Source organism: Microbacterium soli (assembly GCF_039539005.1).
In the GTDB taxonomy this organism is placed as follows: Bacteria; Actinomycetota; Actinomycetes; order Actinomycetales; family Microbacteriaceae; genus Microbacterium; species Microbacterium soli.
On sequence record NZ_BAABCP010000001.1, the window covers coordinates 380,636 to 397,314 of the forward strand.

At 71.5% G+C, this 16,679-nt stretch carries 11 protein-coding genes; 7 read left to right on the forward strand and 4 right to left on the reverse strand.

From position 1 onward, the window contains the following. Positions 1 to 14 precede the first annotated feature (14 nt). Complete coding sequence (locus tag ABD770_RS01780) at positions 15 to 1,376, forward strand: phosphotransferase (RefSeq protein ID WP_344817772.1); 1,362 nt, start codon at positions 15 to 17, stop codon at positions 1,374 to 1,376. Here ABD770_RS01780 and ABD770_RS01785 read toward each other — a convergent pair. Further along, positions 1,322 to 4,843, reverse strand: coding sequence for an ATP-dependent helicase (locus tag ABD770_RS01785; RefSeq protein ID WP_344817773.1), 3,522 nt, complete (start codon positions 4,841 to 4,843; stop codon positions 1,322 to 1,324). The two genes, ABD770_RS01780 and ABD770_RS01785, sit on opposite strands and share 55 nt — an antisense overlap. After that, positions 4,840 to 8,106 (reverse strand): ATP-dependent helicase, encoded by a 3,267-nt coding sequence (locus ABD770_RS01790; protein ID WP_344817774.1) that lies wholly within the window; start codon positions 8,104 to 8,106, stop codon positions 4,840 to 4,842. Before ABD770_RS01790 ends, ABD770_RS01785 begins: the two co-directional genes overlap by 4 nt. Positions 8,107 to 8,258: 152 nt before the next feature. On the opposite strand from ABD770_RS01790, the gene ABD770_RS01795 reads away from it, so the two are divergent. Together ABD770_RS01795 and ABD770_RS01800 are read left to right on the forward strand one after the other, a co-directional pair. Continuing rightward, positions 8,259 to 8,483 (forward strand): DUF3107 domain-containing protein, encoded by a 225-nt coding sequence (locus ABD770_RS01795; RefSeq protein ID WP_344817775.1) that lies wholly within the window; start codon positions 8,259 to 8,261, stop codon positions 8,481 to 8,483. Between the two features lies 1 nt (position 8,484). Further along, on the forward strand, positions 8,485 to 8,772 hold the full coding sequence (locus ABD770_RS01800; RefSeq protein WP_344817776.1) for a hypothetical protein: 288 nt from the start codon (positions 8,485 to 8,487) through the stop codon (positions 8,770 to 8,772). Positions 8,773 to 8,826: 54 nt separating this feature from the next. Here ABD770_RS01800 and ABD770_RS01805 read toward each other — a convergent pair whose 3' ends face one another. Then, complete coding sequence (locus ABD770_RS01805; protein ID WP_344817777.1) at positions 8,827 to 9,537, reverse strand: ferritin-like fold-containing protein; 711 nt, start codon at positions 9,535 to 9,537, stop codon at positions 8,827 to 8,829. A gap of 259 nt (positions 9,538 to 9,796) precedes the next feature. Between ABD770_RS01805 and ABD770_RS01810 the strand changes: the two genes are divergently transcribed. Together ABD770_RS01810 and ABD770_RS01815 are read left to right on the forward strand one after the other, a co-directional pair. Continuing rightward, complete coding sequence (locus ABD770_RS01810; protein WP_344817778.1) at positions 9,797 to 11,326, forward strand: DEAD/DEAH box helicase; 1,530 nt, start codon at positions 9,797 to 9,799, stop codon at positions 11,324 to 11,326. A 354-nt stretch (positions 11,327 to 11,680) separates the two neighbouring features. Further along, positions 11,681 to 13,069, forward strand: a complete 1,389-nt coding sequence (locus tag ABD770_RS01815) for an MFS transporter (protein WP_344817779.1) — start codon at positions 11,681 to 11,683, stop codon at positions 13,067 to 13,069. A gap of 143 nt (positions 13,070 to 13,212) precedes the next feature. Here ABD770_RS01815 and ABD770_RS01820 read toward each other — a convergent pair whose 3' ends face one another. Beyond that, positions 13,213 to 14,088 carry a PHP domain-containing protein gene (locus ABD770_RS01820; RefSeq protein ID WP_344817780.1) on the reverse strand — a complete coding sequence of 292 codons (876 nt, stop codon included), beginning with the start codon at positions 14,086 to 14,088 and terminating at the stop codon, positions 13,213 to 13,215. A 54-nt stretch (positions 14,089 to 14,142) separates the two neighbouring features. On the opposite strand from ABD770_RS01820, the gene ABD770_RS01825 reads away from it, so the two are divergent. Beyond that, the gene (locus ABD770_RS01825) at positions 14,143 to 15,165 is read left to right on the forward strand and encodes an endonuclease/exonuclease/phosphatase family protein (RefSeq protein WP_344817781.1); all 1,023 of its coding nucleotides are present in this window, start codon (positions 14,143 to 14,145) and stop codon (positions 15,163 to 15,165) included. Between the two features lie 64 nt (positions 15,166 to 15,229). Beyond that, a complete protein-coding gene (locus ABD770_RS01830) occupies positions 15,230 to 16,663 on the forward strand; it encodes an aminopeptidase P family protein (RefSeq protein WP_344817782.1) in 1,434 nt (477 codons plus the stop codon). Positions 16,664 to 16,679 lie beyond the last annotated feature (16 nt).

The window sequence follows — 16,679 nt, forward strand, 5'->3', positions numbered from 1 at the left end:
CTACCCTGGAGGACATGGCACGCTCACCTTTCACTCTAGTGGCGGCGGTCACGGCCGCACTGCCCGGGGCGGAGGTCGTCGGCGCCCGCGCCCTGACCTCGGGAGGGGATGGGCGATTCGACTCGGCCGTCGCGACGCTCGCCGACGGTCGGGAGCTCGTCATCCGCGTCGCCTCCGACGATGCGACGGCCACCGAGCTCGCCGAGGAGTCATTGGCACTGCGCGCCCTCACCCCCGGGGCGCGGGAGATGCTCCCGTTCCAGGTGCCCACGCGCATCGGCGAGACGAGGGTCGCGGATGCCAGAGCTCTCGTGACGGATCTCGTGCCCGGATTCCAGATCGATGCCGCGCTCATCCCCGCCGGCCGCGGTGCGGCCGTCTCGATCGGTGAGGCCATCGCGGCGCTGCACGCACTTCCCGGCTCGGTGGTCCGCGCCTCGGGCCTGCCGGTGCGGGACGCGGGCGGCGTGCGCAGTGAGATCCGGCAGCTCATCGACCGCGCCGCGACGACGGGGCGCGTGCCTGCCCGGCTCACCGCCCGGTGGCGGGATGCGGCGGCCGACGACGACCTGTGGCGGTTCGAGACCACCGTCACGCTGGCGGGAATCCAGGCCCAGTCGTTCCTCTTCGAGGACGACCCCGAGGAGGGTCCGCGCGTCAGCGGGGTGATCGGGTGGAACGGTCTGGCGATCGGCGACCCCGCGGAGGATCTCGGCTGGCTCTCCGGAGCCCCGGATGCGGCGGAGGATGTGCATGTGGCCTACGTGTCGGCGTCGCCGCGTGCGGTGGACCCCGCGCTGCGCGTGCGTGCGCGGCTGCACGCCGAGCTGGAGTTCGCACGCTGGCTCGTGCACGGCGACGACCTGCACCGTCAGGACATCGTCGACGATGCCGCGGGTCTGCTGGAGTCGCTCTCCGACGGACTGCGCAGTGACGACCTGCGGGTGATCGCGACATACACCGGCGGAGTGGATTCCGCTCTCGACGTGCTCGAGCGCACCCCGGACACGGCGACACCGGCCATCGACACCTCCATGCAGACGGATGCGTATCGTCCGGAGGATCTGTGGCCGGACGAGGACGACGCGGAGGCCGAGGACGACTCGACCGCCGCTGAGGAGGAGCCTTCGGCGGATGCAGCCTCGGCGGAGTCGGATGCGGCGCCGCAGGCGGATCCGGCGGGAGAGCCCACGCAGGACCTCACGGAGATCAGCGCGGTGCGCGGCTCCGCCCACGACCATCGGGGCACGGAGGCCGAGGGCGGCGCGGACGTCTCGGCACCGGACGGGCGGGCGAGCGATCTGGACTCGGCGGCGGAGGCTCAGCGCGCGGCTCGTGCGGCGCTCCAGCGCTGGACGAGCTCGGCCTCGGAGTAGACGCGGTCGCCGCGGATGACGAGATCATCGGCGACGTAGAACAGCGCGACGTCGATCTGCTCGAGGGGGACGCCGTACCGGCGGTGATACGCCAGGCGGTAGAGAGCGAGCTGCAGCATCCGCTCCTCCTTCTCCTGCGCCGTGCGCGGTGCGCGGCCGGTCTTCCAGTCCACGATCTCGATGCGCCCGCCGCGATCCTCGCGACGGTAGACCGCGTCGAGTTTGCAGATGATGATGTGTCCCGCGTCCTGGCCGGACGCGGCGCCGAAGGCGAAGTCGATCTCGATCTCCACGGCGATCGGTTGCAGTTGCGCCCACTCGCTGCGCTCGAAGACCTCACGCAGCGCACTCAGCGCCTTCTCATCGTCCTCGCCGGGGGTGACGGGCGCAGTGCCCGCCGAGTCCCCCGCATCCTCATCGAGCTCCCACAGCGCGGCATCCGCCGAGGCCCCTGAGCCGACCAGACCGGAGCGGCGCTCGACCCAGGCGTGGAAGAGCGTGCCGATGCGGGTCTGCGTGTAGGGCCGCTCCGGCATGGGGCGTCCGAGGTCGCGCAGGGTGCCCGCGTAGTCGGTGACCCAGTCCTTGAATCGCGACGCCGGGACGCGCGTGGGTGCCGTCCCCGCGCCGCCGCGCAGTCGCTCGGCGCGCTCCGCCAGCAGCCGTTCCAGCTGCGGAGTCGGCGCCGGGGCGTCGCCCGCCATCGCCGCGCGCATCTCCTCCGCGGCACCGATGACTCGCGCCCGTCTGCCTCCCAGCGGGTCCAGCGGCCACGACACGGTGAGTCCCGGACCGTCGTAGGGGTTCTCGTCCGGGTCGACATCGCCGATGGGTTCCCTCCCCAGCACCTCGATCGCATCGAGCAGATACGGGCTGGGTCTGCGCGGTTTGACCTGACCGGCCCAATGCGCACCGGACAGGAGCAGATCGTGACGAGCCCGAGTGACGGCGACGTAGGCGAGACGGCGCTCCTCCTGCCGCTGGTAGTCCCGGTACTCGTTCTTGAACCTGCGCAGCGCACCTCCGTGCGGGAAGGCCTTCGTCACGCCCGCGGCCAGCGCGTCCTGCGCGGCCCTGTGCCGTCGGACGGGGTCGGAGCCGGCGGCATCCATCTCCGCCTGCGGATCCCAGCGGAACACCGGAAGCGCGTCGCGGTCGCCACGCAGTGCGAACGGCACGACGCCGAATCCGAACCAGCCGGACGTGTCGCCGACCCGGCTGGGCAGCTCGTCCTCGACGAGCCGCACGACCGCGACGGCATCCCACTCCAGACCCTTGGATCCGTGGATGGTCAGCAGCTGCACCACGCCGGGTTCGGGAGGTTCGGGCCGCGGCATGAGCTCGTCCGTGCTCTCGGCCTTGTCGAGCCAGGCCAGCAGCCCCGCGATCGTGCCGCGGTCGTCGGCGGCGAGGAACGCCCTCACCTCGTCGGAGAAGGCCCGCAGCTGCGTCGCGGCGATCCGAGCGGGGCCGCGAGACTCGTTGGCGGCGAGCTCGATGTCCAGCCGCAGCTCGAGTTCGATGAGCCGGATCAGCTCAGGGATCGGCAGGCCCGCCGAACGCCGGAGCCGCTCCAGCATCTCGCCCGCCGCGCGCAGCCGGGCACGGCCCTCGGCGGTGAAGGCCGCCAGCATCCGGTAGTCGTCGGGCACGACGCGCACGAAGTCCACGGCGTCGATGATCGACACCGCCTCATCGGCGCCGCGCGAGGATCGCAACCGCTGCCTCACCACGTCGGCCAGGGGCCCCAGGTCGGCGTCACGGACCGCGAGCGTCGCGGCCAGGTCGTGCAGCGCCGCCATGTCGGCGAGGCCGATCGCGAAGCGCGGGCCCACCAGCACCCGGATCAGCGCGGATCCCGCGGTGGGGTCATGGATGACACGGAGCATCGAGACGACATCGACGACCTCCGGTGTGGACAGCAGGCCGCCCAATCCCAGGATGCGGTGCGGGATCCCGCGCCGGGCGAGCGCCGCCGCGAAGGTCTGCATGTGCCGTTTGGAGCGGAACAGGATGGCACCGGTGTGCCCGGGTGACGCACCCGGAGCGTCCGATGCGGGATGCTCCGCCCGGCGCTGGAGGAACCACTCCGCGACGGCCTCCGCCTCATCGTCGACGGTGTGCGGGAACACCGTATCCACCCGACCATCGCCGGCCCCGGGTCGCGACTGCAGTGCGGGCACGTCCAGTCCCGGACGCGTGAGCGGCTCGAGGATGCGACCGGCCACGGCGAGGATGCTGCGGTCGTTGCGCCAGCTCGTCATGAGGCTGTACGTCGTCGCGGGCTGCTCGTCGGCGAAGGAGGCGCTGAACGCGTACAGGTTGTCCGCGCTCGCGCCGCGCCAGCCGTAGATGGACTGGTGCGGATCGCCGACGGCCATCACGGCACTGTCGCGGAAGAGCGCGGCGAGGAAGCGGGTCTGGATGACCGACGTGTCCTGGTACTCGTCCAGCAGCACGACCCGGTGCTGCTCGCGCAGCTCCGCGCGCACACCCGGCGCGGTCTCGACGATGTCGAACGCCCCGCCGACCTGATCGGCGAAATCCAGCACGCCACGACGCTCCTTCTCGGCGATGTAGTCGCGCACCAGCTGGACGAGCACCGGCATGCTCAGCAGGTTCAGCGCGGCCTTGTCGACATCGGGCTTGTCCCGGTACGGCTCGAACGCGGCGGCCTGTGCGAGGGCGACGCGCTCGACGTCGTCGAGGTCGACGCGGTGATCGAGCACTTCGCCGGCGAGGCGCTGGACGGCGTCGATCACATTGCCCAGTGAGCGGTCGATGTCCTCCAACCCGGGAAGGTCCGCCCGCAGCACGACCGTGCGGGCGATCAGCCAGGATGCGGACTGGCTCAGCATCGCGGCCTCGGGATCCCGGCCGATGCGTGCGGCGTGCTCGCGGACGATGCCGTCGGCGAAGGCGTTGTACGTGGACACCCGAGGACGGATCAGCAGGTCCTCCGCGGAGCGGGGCGTGCGCGGATCCCACCCCGTGCCCAGCCGTTCGGCGAGGCCGTCGAGCACCTGGACGCGCACGGCATCCCGCTGGGCTCCGGGGGCGGCGTCGTGGATGCGGTGCAGCGCGCCCGACGCCACCAGTTCGGGCAGGTGCGGCAGCAGTCCGCGGCGTGCGAAGTGATCGACCGCCTCCAGCCGGGCGCCGATGCGCTCGGCGAGCTCGCCGGCGGCCTTGCGGGTGAAGGTGAGGCCGAGCACCTCATCGGGACGCACATGGCCGTTGGCGACCAGCCACACCACTCGACCCGACATGGTCTCCGTCTTGCCGCTGCCCGCACCCGCGACGACCAGCGCGGGCGACGGCGGCGCCTGGATGACCTGCTGCTGCTCCCGGGTGGGCACGGGCAGCCCCAGTGCGAGGGCGATGGTCTCGGCCGAGATCGTCGACGGTCCGGCGAACGCCGCCGCGGCGCCCGGCTCAGCGGCATCCGTCCTCGACACCGAGGTCATGCGCTCACCGCCGGGATGGTGTGGATGTGGCAGGTCGTCACACGCACCTGGGTGTCGGCGCAGTGCGCTTCGACCTGCGCCGTGAAGCTGCCGGCGGCCATACCGCGTCCGGCGTCGGCGACCCGTCGCAGGAACTCCGCCCTGGCCCGATCGTCGAGGACGTGCTGGTGCGCGACCCGGTACTCCGCCTTGCCGACCGTCTTGGAGACGATCACCAGGCGCGCGCCGGTGAGCGCTCGGGGCGAGGCGCCCTCGACGAGTCCCTGGCGGACGGCGATCTGGTACGCCGCCAGCTGCGCGTGCTCGCGCACGGCGGCTTCCGTGTCGGGCTCGTACCTGCCGGTCTTCAGATCCACCACGACGACCCGCTCCCCTCCCGCGCCCTCGCTCATCCGCTCCCAGCGCTGCCCGCGGGCCGGACCGTGCTCTCCGGCGCCCGAGGGGTACACCTCGACACGGTCGATGATGCCGCTGACGACCGCGCGCGCCGGCGCCCCATCCTGTTTCGCCGCGACCTCCCCCGACATCATCAGCTCCCGCGGCGCCGACCCCGGGGTCATGCCGGGTGATACGGAGTCGTCCGCGATCACCTCACCGGTCTCCAGATCGACGAGGAACCGGAACGCCGTCTCCGTGCCGACGGCCCGTCCGCCGTCCGCGGCGACCGCCGCCAGATAGCTGTGCAGCCTCTGCACGTACAGGTCCGCGCGACGACGCTCCTTGCGTCCGATCCACGCGGTCTCGAAGTCCAGCTCCGGCCAGTGCTCGTCGAGGATCGCGCGCATCGCCGCGAGATCCCCGTCGGGGACCCGCTCCATCGCCTCGTGCACGATCGTGCCGATGCCCGCCGTGGGCGGGGCGACGGTGTCGCCGCCCAGCGCCGAGACGACCCAGTTCAGCCCGCACTCCTCGAACGCCTCCATTCGAGACGGCGACACGCGCACGGGGGCCGCGGTCAGATCCCGCAGCGGCGCGGTGCTCGACGGTGCGGCCACGCCGTACCACTCGTCGGGCGCCGCACCGGGCACGCCCGCATCGGCGAGGATGCGCAGCTGTCCGGCCGCCGCCGCGCGCTCAGCCGCATCGGGCGCCGTGGTGAGCGTGCGCCGATGCCTGGCGACCAGTCCGCGCAGTGTCGGCGGATGCGCGAAGCGCCGCTCGTCCTCCTCGGTGGGCGGCGGCGGGGGAAGGAACGCGAAGAACGGGCTGGGGGTCATGTCGTCGTCGTCGACAGCGGAGACCACCAGCCGCGAGCGGGCCCGCGAGATGGCGCGCACGAACAGCCGCAGCTCGTCGTGCATGGCCCCGCGACGACGGTCGAGCACACCCGGCACGACCTCGGGCGCCCCGGTGCGCGATGCGGCGAGCCACTCACCGAGCCGCCATGTCTCCAGCATCCCGCCGCGCAGCCGCACGTTCGGCCACACGCCGTCCTGCACGCCGGCCACGACGACACCCTCGAACTCCGCCCCCAGCGCCGTCGCCGGGGTCATCAGCGTCACCAGTCCGGGTCGATCGGGCGTGGACAGCGTGTCCTCGGGCACCTCACTGTCGAGGATGTCCCGGATGAACAGGGTGGGCTTCTCCCTCGGCGAGCGCTCCACGAACCGTTTGGCGGCATCGAACAGCGCCACGAGACTGTCCAGGGACCGGGCGATCTCCGCCCCGCCGGGCTGATCCGCCGCCTGACGCCATTCGGTCTGCAGGGACGCCCCGCCCACCGACCGCGCCCGCTCCCACACCCGCCACAGGAGCTCGTGGATCGTCTCGCCGGCGAGCCCCGCCTCGTGCACCTGCGCGAGCGTCTCGGCGAACCGCTTGGCCACGCGCGCCTCCGGAGCGTCCACCCGATCGAACAGGTGCGGGAACTGCAGGGCCTCGCGCAGCAGCTCCCGTGCCGGCGTCGATCCCCCCTCGGCCAGCTCCACATGGCGCAGCCTGGCCCGCAGACGGCGCAGCCCGATGGCGTCAAGTCCGCCGAACGGCGAGACCAGCGCCTCCGCCAGCAGATCCGACGGCCGGTCCTCGGCGGGAGCGAGCCCGAGCCGGACGATCTCGACGATCGCGCGCACCGTCCCCTCGCTGCCCAGCGGGCGCGGCACGCCGGCGGCTCGCGTGGGCACCTCCCTGGCCGCCAGTTCGGCCTCCAGCATGACGATCTGCCTGGTGTCGTGGGCGATCACCGCCAGTTCGCTCCACGGGATGCCGTCGCTGAGATGCCATTCCCGCAGGATCGCGGCGATCCGATCGATCTCCTCATGCGGGGACGGCGCGATGAGCGCGCGGACACCGGCATCCGTCGTCTCGGCCGGAGGCCGTCTGTGCTCGACCCTCCCCGCCACGCCGATGGCCTGCGTGACCGTGCGCGTGAGCGCGGTCAGCCCCGGGCCCTGCCGATGCGGGACGTCGAGCACACGCACGTCTCCGAGCACCTGCGCGAGCTCCGCGAACAGCTGCGGGCCGGCACCGCGGAAGGCGCCGGAGGAGATGTCCGGGTCGCCGAACGCCAGCACGGCCACGCCGCGCGACCGCAGCGCGCGGACCAGGCGCACGCCGCCACGGGTGAGCTCCTGCGCGTCGTCGATGAGCACAGTGCGCAGCTCCGCCAGGGGGCCCAGCGCAGACGCATCGGCCGAGGCGAGGATCCCGGTGGCCTCGGACAGCAGCTCCGGGATGTCGCGGTGCGCGCCCCGCATCCCGTCCATGACGGCGCGGTACTCGTCGAAGAAGTCCGCCGCGGCCCGCCACACCTCGTGCCCGGAGGCCTCCAGCTCCCCCGGGCGGATGCCGAGCTCGGTGCACTCCGCGAGGAAGGCCCGCAGCTCCGAACGGAAGACCTTCGAGGCGCGCACGGCGGGGCTCAGCGTGTCCGGCCAGCGCCCCGTCCCGTCCTCCGCGTCGCCCGCCAGCAGATCGGCGATGATCCTGTCCTGATCCGCGCCGGTCAGCAGCGCGGGCGGCTCGATGCCCTGCTGCACGGTCACACCCCGCACCAGCTGGAAGGCGAACGACGCGATCGAGCGCACCAGCGGCCCCGGCGTCGCCTGCGCGATGCGCACGCCGACCCTGTCGCGCAGAGCCGTCGCCGCCTGCCTGCTGGGGGTGAGCACCAGCAGCTCCTCCGGCCGCAGCGCGCCCTGGAGCAGGTGCACGACACGGTCGACCAGAGCCGTGGTCTTGCCCGTCCCCGGTGCGCCGATGACGACCGCGGATGCCGTCGGCTCAGCGTGCACGACCTCGCGCTGCGCGGCATCCTCTATCATGCCCTCCACGCTAGCGGCGCCCGCCGACATCCTCCGTCGCACGGGGCCTGGGGCGTGCTGTGCGCCCACGGCGAAATCCGCTCCGTCCCCGGGGCCGACGTCGACCCCAGCCGGTAGAGTTGCCGGTGTTCGCAGACACCTGAGGAGATCGCGTGGAAATCCGCATCGGCATCGTCAACACCGGCCGTGAGCTGAGCTTCGAATCCGGCGCCAGCACCGAAGAGGTGCGCGAGCAGGTCGCCTCCGCCCTGGAGCAGAACTCCACCCACCTGAGCTTCACCGATGCGAAGGGAAGCTCGTACATCGTCCCCACCGCGAACCTCGCCTACATCGAGTTGGGCGCCGAGGAGTCCCGACGCGTCGGCTTCGTCGCCTGACATGTACATCCTGCTGGCGCTCATCGCGGCCTGTTCCCTGGGCATCGGGCTGCACTACCTGATGCCCGGGCGCGAGCTGCGCGGCGTGGCGGTGGCTCCGGGGGTCGCGACCGCGACGGCGGCCGCCGTGTACACGATCATGCAGTGGGCCGGGGTCGGCGAGGACAGCGTGTGGCTGTGGGTCGCCGCCATCGGAGGCGGGATCGTGCTGGCCGCGCTGCTGACGCTCACCCTCGGCATCCTGCGAGCGCGCGGAGATGAGAAGGCACGGGCCGCGCTCGGCATCTGAGGGCACGCGCCCGCACCGCGCGGGATGCGGCGCATGCCCGCCGGGCCCCGTGGCCTACGAGGCGAGCCCCATGGCATCCATGCGTCTGGCGTGCGCACCCATGAGCTCGGTGTAGACCGGCTCGATGCGCTTCTCATCGGCCTCCAGACGCCCCGGGCGCAGCGCGTCACGGCACACCAGCAGCGTGTCTCCGACCAGGCGACGGCCCCACATCGACAGCAGCGAGCGCCACTCGTGGTCGCTCTCGATGGTCTGCTGGATGATCGCGACGATCTCGTCGCCGGCATCGTCCTGGCGGAGGATCTCCGCCACGCGCTCCCCCGTTCGGCCGTAGCTGGACGCCAGGGCGAGGTAGAAGTCGTCGAGCATCCCCGCCGTGAGATGCACAGCCAGCAGCGTCTCCTCCTGGCGCTCCCCGATCGTCTTGCGCCGGAACGCGTCGAGGTTCTCCCGGAACGGCAGCATCACCTCGGTGGGATCCTCGCCCTGATCGGCGATGACCTGCACGATGCCCCGATGCTTGTCCAGCGCCGCGCCCGCCGCGCGGGACAGCGCCTCCTTGCGCGCCAGTTCGGCGGTGCCCCGGATGCCGCGGCTGAGCGTCTCGAAGTAGCCGAGCTGCAGGTACGCGGCCTGACCGAGGAAGCGGTTGAGCTCAGGGGCGAGTTCGGCGAAGTCGACGCGCTGCGCACCGCCGTCGTCCCCTCGACTGCGCAGCGTCAGGGTGCGCCGCTGGGGCTTGCGCTTCCAGAACCAGTTGACCACGTGCCCAGACTACTGGTGCCGGTCCGTTCGCTCCTGCGGCGACGGCCGCGAACCCCGGTCTGCCGGCCGATGCCGCCGACCCGAGTCCCGGCATCGGCCGGCTCTCCGGGAATCCGACACGCCGTCGGGTATGGTGGTCGTGTCCTGCCATCGGAGCAGGACCCCGCGCCTGTGGCACACGTGACGGCGTGGATCCATCACGAGGCGCCCCTCGCGCGGCCGACGGCCGTGCACGCGCCGGACAGGCAAAGAGCATACTGTGACCTCATTCGCTGATCTCGGAATCGATCAGGACATCCTCGACGCCCTCGCCGCGAAGGGCATCGTCGACGCGTTCCCGATCCAGGAGCAGACCATCCCCCTGGGTCTTCCCGGCCAGGACATCATCGGCCAGGCCAAGACCGGAACCGGCAAGACCTTCGGCTTCGGCATCCCTCTCGTGCAGCGTCTCGGCCCGAACCCGGAGCCGGGCGTCAAGGCGCTCGTGGTCGTCCCGACCCGCGAGCTGGCCGTGCAGGTGTTCGAGGACATCGACATGCTGGCCTCCAACCGCTCCACGAGCGTCGTCGCGATCTACGGCGGCAAGGCGTACGAAGGCCAGATCGACCAGCTCAAGGCCGGTGCGCAGATCGTCGTCGGCACGCCCGGCCGTCTCATCGACCTCGCCAACCAGCGGCTTCTGGACCTCTCGCACGCGACCGAGGTCGTGCTCGACGAGGCCGACAAGATGCTGGATCTCGGCTTCCTCGCCGACATCGAGAAGATCTTCTCCAAGGTGCCCGCCGTGCGTCACACGCAGCTGTTCTCGGCGACCATGCCCGGTCCGATCGTCGCGCTGGCGCGCCGGTTCATGAACAACCCGATCCACATCCGCGCCAGCGACCCCGATGAGGGCCGCATGCAGGCCAACATCAAGCACATCGTCTACCGCGCGCACGCCTTGGACAAGGACGAGATCATCGCCCGCATCCTTCAGGCCGAGGGCCGCGGCAGGACGGTCATCTTCACCCGCACCAAGCGCGCGGCGCAGAAGCTCGTCGACGAGCTGAGCGACCGCGGCTTCAACGTGGGCGGCGTGCACGGAGACATGGGTCAGGAGCAGCGCGAGCGCTCGATGGCCGCGTTCAAGTCCGGCAAGCGGGACGTGATGGTCGCCACCGACGTCGCTGCGCGCGGCATCGACGTGGACGACGTCACGCACGTGATCAATCACACCATCCCCGACGATGACAAGACGTACCTGCACCGGGTCGGTCGCACCGGCCGCGCGGGCAAGACCGGCATCGCCGTGACCTTCGTGGACTGGGAGGACCTGCACAAGTGGGCCCTCATCAATCGCGCGCTGGACTTCGGCCAGCCCGAGCCCATCGAGACCTATTCGTCGAGCCCGCACCTGTACACCGACCTCGACATCCCCGAGGGCACCAAGGGACGGCTCGTGACGGCGCCCAAGGCGGAGAAGTCGCCGTCGGAGCGCCGGAGTCGCCGCCCGCAGCGGGCCGCGGACGCGGCAGCCGAGGGCACCGATGAGGGCACCACCCGTCGTCGGCGTCGCCGCCGCCGGGGCTCGAGCGCCGACCGGGTCGGTGCGACCTTCGCCGAGGGCGCCGAGACCGGCGAGCGCCGCACCTCGGCGGCCGGCGAGGGAGCGTCCGGCGCCGCGCCGGCAACCGAGGGGACCGGGACGCACGACGGGGACGCCACGCGCGAGCACCGCGACGGCAAGCCCGCCCCGCAGCGCCGCCGGCGACGTCGCCGCTCGGGCGGTGCCACCCCGACGGGCGCCTGACTCCCGCCGGCGGGGGTCTGCATCCGCCGGTGCGACGGCGCGGCCTGCGCCGTCTCCCCCGATGTGAAGAAGAACATCCCGGTGACGGTCTTCACGTGCCCGAGCGATTCCACGCTCGGTGCCTTCGCCGGACTCGGCCTTCTGCAGCTGCCGTCGCTGCTCCGAACGACGGCGCACGTCGACGGCGGTCGCACGGCGATCCGCCAGACACGAGAATGGAGGAGACATGAAGGACATCGAGAAGATCAAGGATGCGGCGCTCGCCGCCATCACCCTTTTCAGCGATCCGGAGACGCCGGCGACGACGATCCGCGCGCAGCGCGCGCAGACGGCGACCTGACCGGCGTGGGTTCGGTGCCCCGGAGAGGAAGGGCGGCGGGCGATGCCTCGCGCTGGAGCCTCCTGCTCCCGCTGGCGCTCGGAACGGTGCTCAATCCGCTCAACTCGTCGATGATCTCGGTCGCGCTGGTTCTGCTTGCGCTCGATTTCGACGTGTCCACCACCCACGTCACGCTGGTGGTGTCATCCTTCTACCTCGCGGCGGCGGTCGGCCAGCCGCTGATGGGCGGACTCGGCGATCGGCTGGGGCCGAGACGGGTGTTCATCGCCGGGATGACGATGGTGGTGGTGAGCGGTGTGGTCGGACCCTTCTCGCAGGGATTCGGGCTGCTGCTCGCAGCTCGGGTGCTCCAGGCGATCGGCACGTCCACGGCCTTCCCCTCCGCCGTCGCCCTGATCCGGGCGAGATCCCGACCCGAAGACGTGCAGAGCGGCATGAGCGCGATCGCGATGGCGAACAGCCTGGGTGCCGCGCTCGGACCGATCATCGGCGGCGTCGCCGTCGCCGTCGGCGGTTGGCAGGCGCTGTTCTGGGTGAACATTCCGCTCGGTCTCGCCGCCGCACTCGCGGTGCTGTTCTTCATCGCGCCGGTGGGGAGGCCGACGCGGTCCGGGCCCCGGCCGTCTCTGCTCCGGATGCTCGATCCGCTGGGCGTCCTGCTCTTCGCCTGCACCGTGCTCTCCCTGCTGATGCTCATGCTCTCCATCCCCACAGGCACGCAGTGGTGGCTGGTCCCGGCCACGGCGATCGCGGCTGCGGCGTTCCTCTGGCGCGAGCTCCGGGCACCGTCCCCGTTCCTCGATGTGCGCATGCTCACGCGCAATCGACCGCTGATGGGGGTGTACGTGCAGTTCGCCGTGTTCAACTTCGCGTACTACGGAGCGTTCTACGGCGTCCCGCAGTGGCTCGAGGTGGTACGCGGGCAGACTCCCGCCCTGGTCGGGCTGTTCATGCTGCCGCTCGCCGCGATCGGCGCGATCGCCACGCCGTTGGCGTCCCGCCTCATCCGCAGATTCGGCACCGGGCGGATGCTGATCCTCGGGGCGTCTCTGCTGGTGGCCGGCTCGGCGGCCCTGCTGCTCTTCGACGACGCGAGCCCGCTGTGGGTCGTGGTCGCGGCGCTGGCGATGCTGGGGCTCCCCTATGCGCTGTGCAACCTCGCACTGCAGCTGAGGATGAACGGGAGCGCTCCGAAAGAGGCCGCCGGCATCGCGGCGGGGTTGTTCCAGACGTCACGCTATCTCGGTGCGATCCTGTCCACCAGCATGCTCGGTCTGGCCTTCGCTCACGGCATAGGCAGTGCGGAACTGCACGGCACGGCGGTGACGATGGCCGTGCTCGGACTCGGACTCGTCGGACTGAATCTGCGTCGGCGCTCAGACGGCGCGTCGTCCGCCGACTGACGAGGCGCCGTCCACCCGTCAGACCACGGTGCCGGGGTCGGCGATCGCCGCAGGGATCCGGCCCGTCAGCACCGCTGCGGGCAGGCCGAAGCACGACATCGGCTCCGGAGGACCGCTGCTCGCGTTCCGACGGCTGCGGAGGTCTACGGCCGCCGCGGCTCCGAACCCGTGGCCCGGTCGATGATCCGCGTGACCATCTCGTCCGACGTGGTGTTCTCCCCCGGCAGGTTGGGCTTGCCCGAGCCGTGATAGTCGCTGGATCCCGTGACGATCAGGTCATGACGCGCGGCGATGTCCCGCAGCATCCGCTTGCCCGCCGTGGTGTTCTCGCGATGGTCGATCTCCAGACCGCCCAGACCCTCGTCGATGAGCCGCTCGAGGTACGGCACCGGCATCATCCGTTCTCTGCCCGAGGTCGCCGGATGTGCGATGACCGCCACTCCCCCGGCCCCTGTGATCAGCCGCACCGCGGTCAGCGGGTCCGGGGCGTAGTGCGGCTCGTAGTAACCGGTCCGCGGGTGCAGGATGCCGCGGAACGCCGCCGTGCGGTCCGCGACGATGCCCCGCGCCACGAGGGCGTCCGCGATGTGGGGTCTTCCCACTGTGGCGCCCGGCGCGGTCTGCGCGAGCACGTCGTCCCAGGTGAGGTCGTAGTCGCGGCCGATGCTGCGGACGATCCGCTCCGCGCGCCCGATCCTGTCCTCGCGGATGCGGCCGGTCTCGGCCACGAGCTCCGGCGAGTCCGGATCGAACAGGTACCCGAGCACGTGCACGCTGCGCCAGTCGTGGCGGGCGGATAACTCGATACCGGGCAGGAACGTCATCCCCAGCGCCACGGCGGCATCCCCGGCCTCGTCCCATCCCGTCGTGCGGTCATGGTCGGTCAGTGCGAGTGTGCGGATGCCGTGCGCGTTCGCCTGGCGGACCACCTCGGTCGGCGACTCGGTGCCGTCCGAGTGGTTGGAGTGCAGGTGCAGATCGCTCGGCCCCGCGATGTCGGGGCGCGCTGCACGGATCATTCTCCGAGCGTACCGCCAGGGGCGTCACAGCCGTTTCGCATAGGCTCGTCGCCGATGCTACGTCTGGTCGGAATCCTCATCTCGGTGCTCTTCGCGATCGTCACGGCCGTGCTCGTCTGGCCGCAGTTCTTCCACCTCGAGGGAGTCTTCCCGGTCGCGCAGATCATCGCCTCCCGCGCGCTCATGCTGGGCATGCTCCTCGTCGTCGCCGTCCTCGCGCTGCTGATGATGTTCGCCAGACCGCTGCGGGGCTTCGCCGCCTCCATCCTCGTCATCGCACTGCTGGGAGCGGGCGCGACAGGAGCGGTGGGCTGGCTGCGCGGCGTCAGCGCCGGTGACCTGCCGGGGAAGACGGATGCCGCGCTGCGCGTGCTCACCTGGAACACCAACGGCGCCGCCGTACCCGCCGAGCGGATCGCTCGGGTGATCGACGAGCAGCAGGCCGACATCGTCGCGCTGCCGGAGACCTCGGAGGAGGTCGGCGAGCGGATCGCGATCCGGATGCGGGATGCCGGGCGGCCCATGTGGGTGCACCACGTCAACATCCGCCCGGAGGTCGCCAACGGCCCGCAGGCGTGGCAGACCACGATCCTCATCTCCGCCGATCTCGGTCCGTACTCGGTGATCACCTCCTCCCGGGACGGCTCCAGCAACACCGGATCCGTGCCCAGCGCCGTGGCGATGCCGGTCGACGGCGACGGCCCGACGATCGTCGCCGTACACGCCGTCGCACCGCGCCGGGAGGCGATGGCGCAGTGGCGGGCCGACCTGTCGTGGATCGCGGACCAGTGCCCCGCCGGGGATTTCATCCTCGCCGGCGACTTCAACGCGACCCTCGACCACATGGCCTCGTTCGGCAGCGGCGGCGGCACGATGGGACAGTGCCGGGATGCTGCCAGCAGCACGGGCAACGGGATGCAGGGCACGTGGCCCTCGGCCGCCCCCGCTCTGCTGGGCGCGCCCATCGACCACATCATGGCCAGTGCGAACTGGCGCGCCACGGGTTCGAAGGTGCTGTCGGACGCGGGCGGGAGCGATCACCGCGCACTCGTCGTCCAGCTGGACCCTGTCGGCTGAGACCCCGCTCCGGGCCGACCGCGCAGGCGGTGCGGAACACCCTGGTGATGAGACAATGGAGCACATGACCAGCGCAGACAACGACACCGTCGTCGAGACCCCCGTCGAGGCCGTCGTGGAGGAGAAGAATCCTCGCAAGCAGCCCTTCCCGCACGGCTTCCTGAACGGCATATCCACGGGTTGGGCGGACCGCCCCGACTCCCCGCCGTCCGCACGCGCGCAGGCGCCCTTCGCGGCGGCCCGCCGTGCGAAGGTCTCCGCGGCCTTCCCGGGAGAGCGCCTGGTCGTGCCGGCCGGTTCGCTCAAGCAGCGCAGCAACGACACCGACTACCCGTTCCGCGCGCATTCGGCCTTCCTGCACCTGACCGGGTGGGAGAGCGACGCCGAGCCGGATTCCGTGCTGGTGTTCGAGCCGCGCCCCGTCGACGCCGAGGCTCCCGGTCACGACGTCACCCTGTACTTCCGCGAGCGCGCCGACCGCACCACGAGCGAGTTCTACTCGGATGCCGCCATCGGCGAGTTCTGGATCGGGCCGCGGCCCTCGCTGGCCGGCGTCGCGGCGGACCTCGACATCGCCACCGCGCATATCGACGCGTTCGTCGCCGGCGATGACGACCTCGTCGTGGGCGAGGACGACGAGCTCACCCGCTTCGTCTCGGAGCTGCGGCTGCGCAAGGACGAGTTCGAGATCGCCGAGATGCGTCGTGCGGTCGCGGTCACCGCATCCGGATTCGATGACATCATCCGCGACTTCGACCGGGCGATCTCGCATCCCCGCGGCGAGCGCATCGTGGAGGGCGTCTTCCACCAGCGCGCGCGCAGCGACGGCAACTGGGAGGGCTACGACACGATCGCCGCCTCCGGCCCGCACGCGTGCTACCTGCACTGGACCCGAAACGACGGCGCCGTGGTCCCCGGGGATCTCATCCTCATCGACGCGGGGGTCGAGGTCGACAGCCAGTACACCGCGGACATCACCCGCACCCTGCCGGTGAGCGGGACGTTCTCGGACGTGCAGCGTCGCGTCTACGAGACGGTGCTGGAGGCGGCGGATGCCGCGTTCGCGGCGGCCCGGCCCGGTGTGCCGTTCCGCACGGTGCACGAGGCGGCGATGGCGGTCATCGCCGCCCGCACCGCCGAATGGGGCCTGCTGCCGGTCACCGCGGAGGAGGCGCTGGACGCGGACAGGGGCGGCCAGCACCGCCGGTACATGGTGCACGGCACGAGCCATCACCTGGGCATCGATGTGCACGACTGCGCACAGGCGCGCCGTCAGATGTACTACGACGGCATCCTCGAACCCGGCATGGTGTTCACGATCGAGCCGGGACTGTACTTCCAGATCGACGACCTGACGGTGCCCGAGGAGCTTCGCGGCATCGGCGTGCGCATCGAGGACGACATCCTGATGACGGAGGACGGGCCGGTGAACCTGTCGGCCGACATCCCGCGCACCGTCGCCGACGTCGAGGCCTGGATCGCGCGGCTGCGCGGTTGAGACGAGGAAGCCGCCG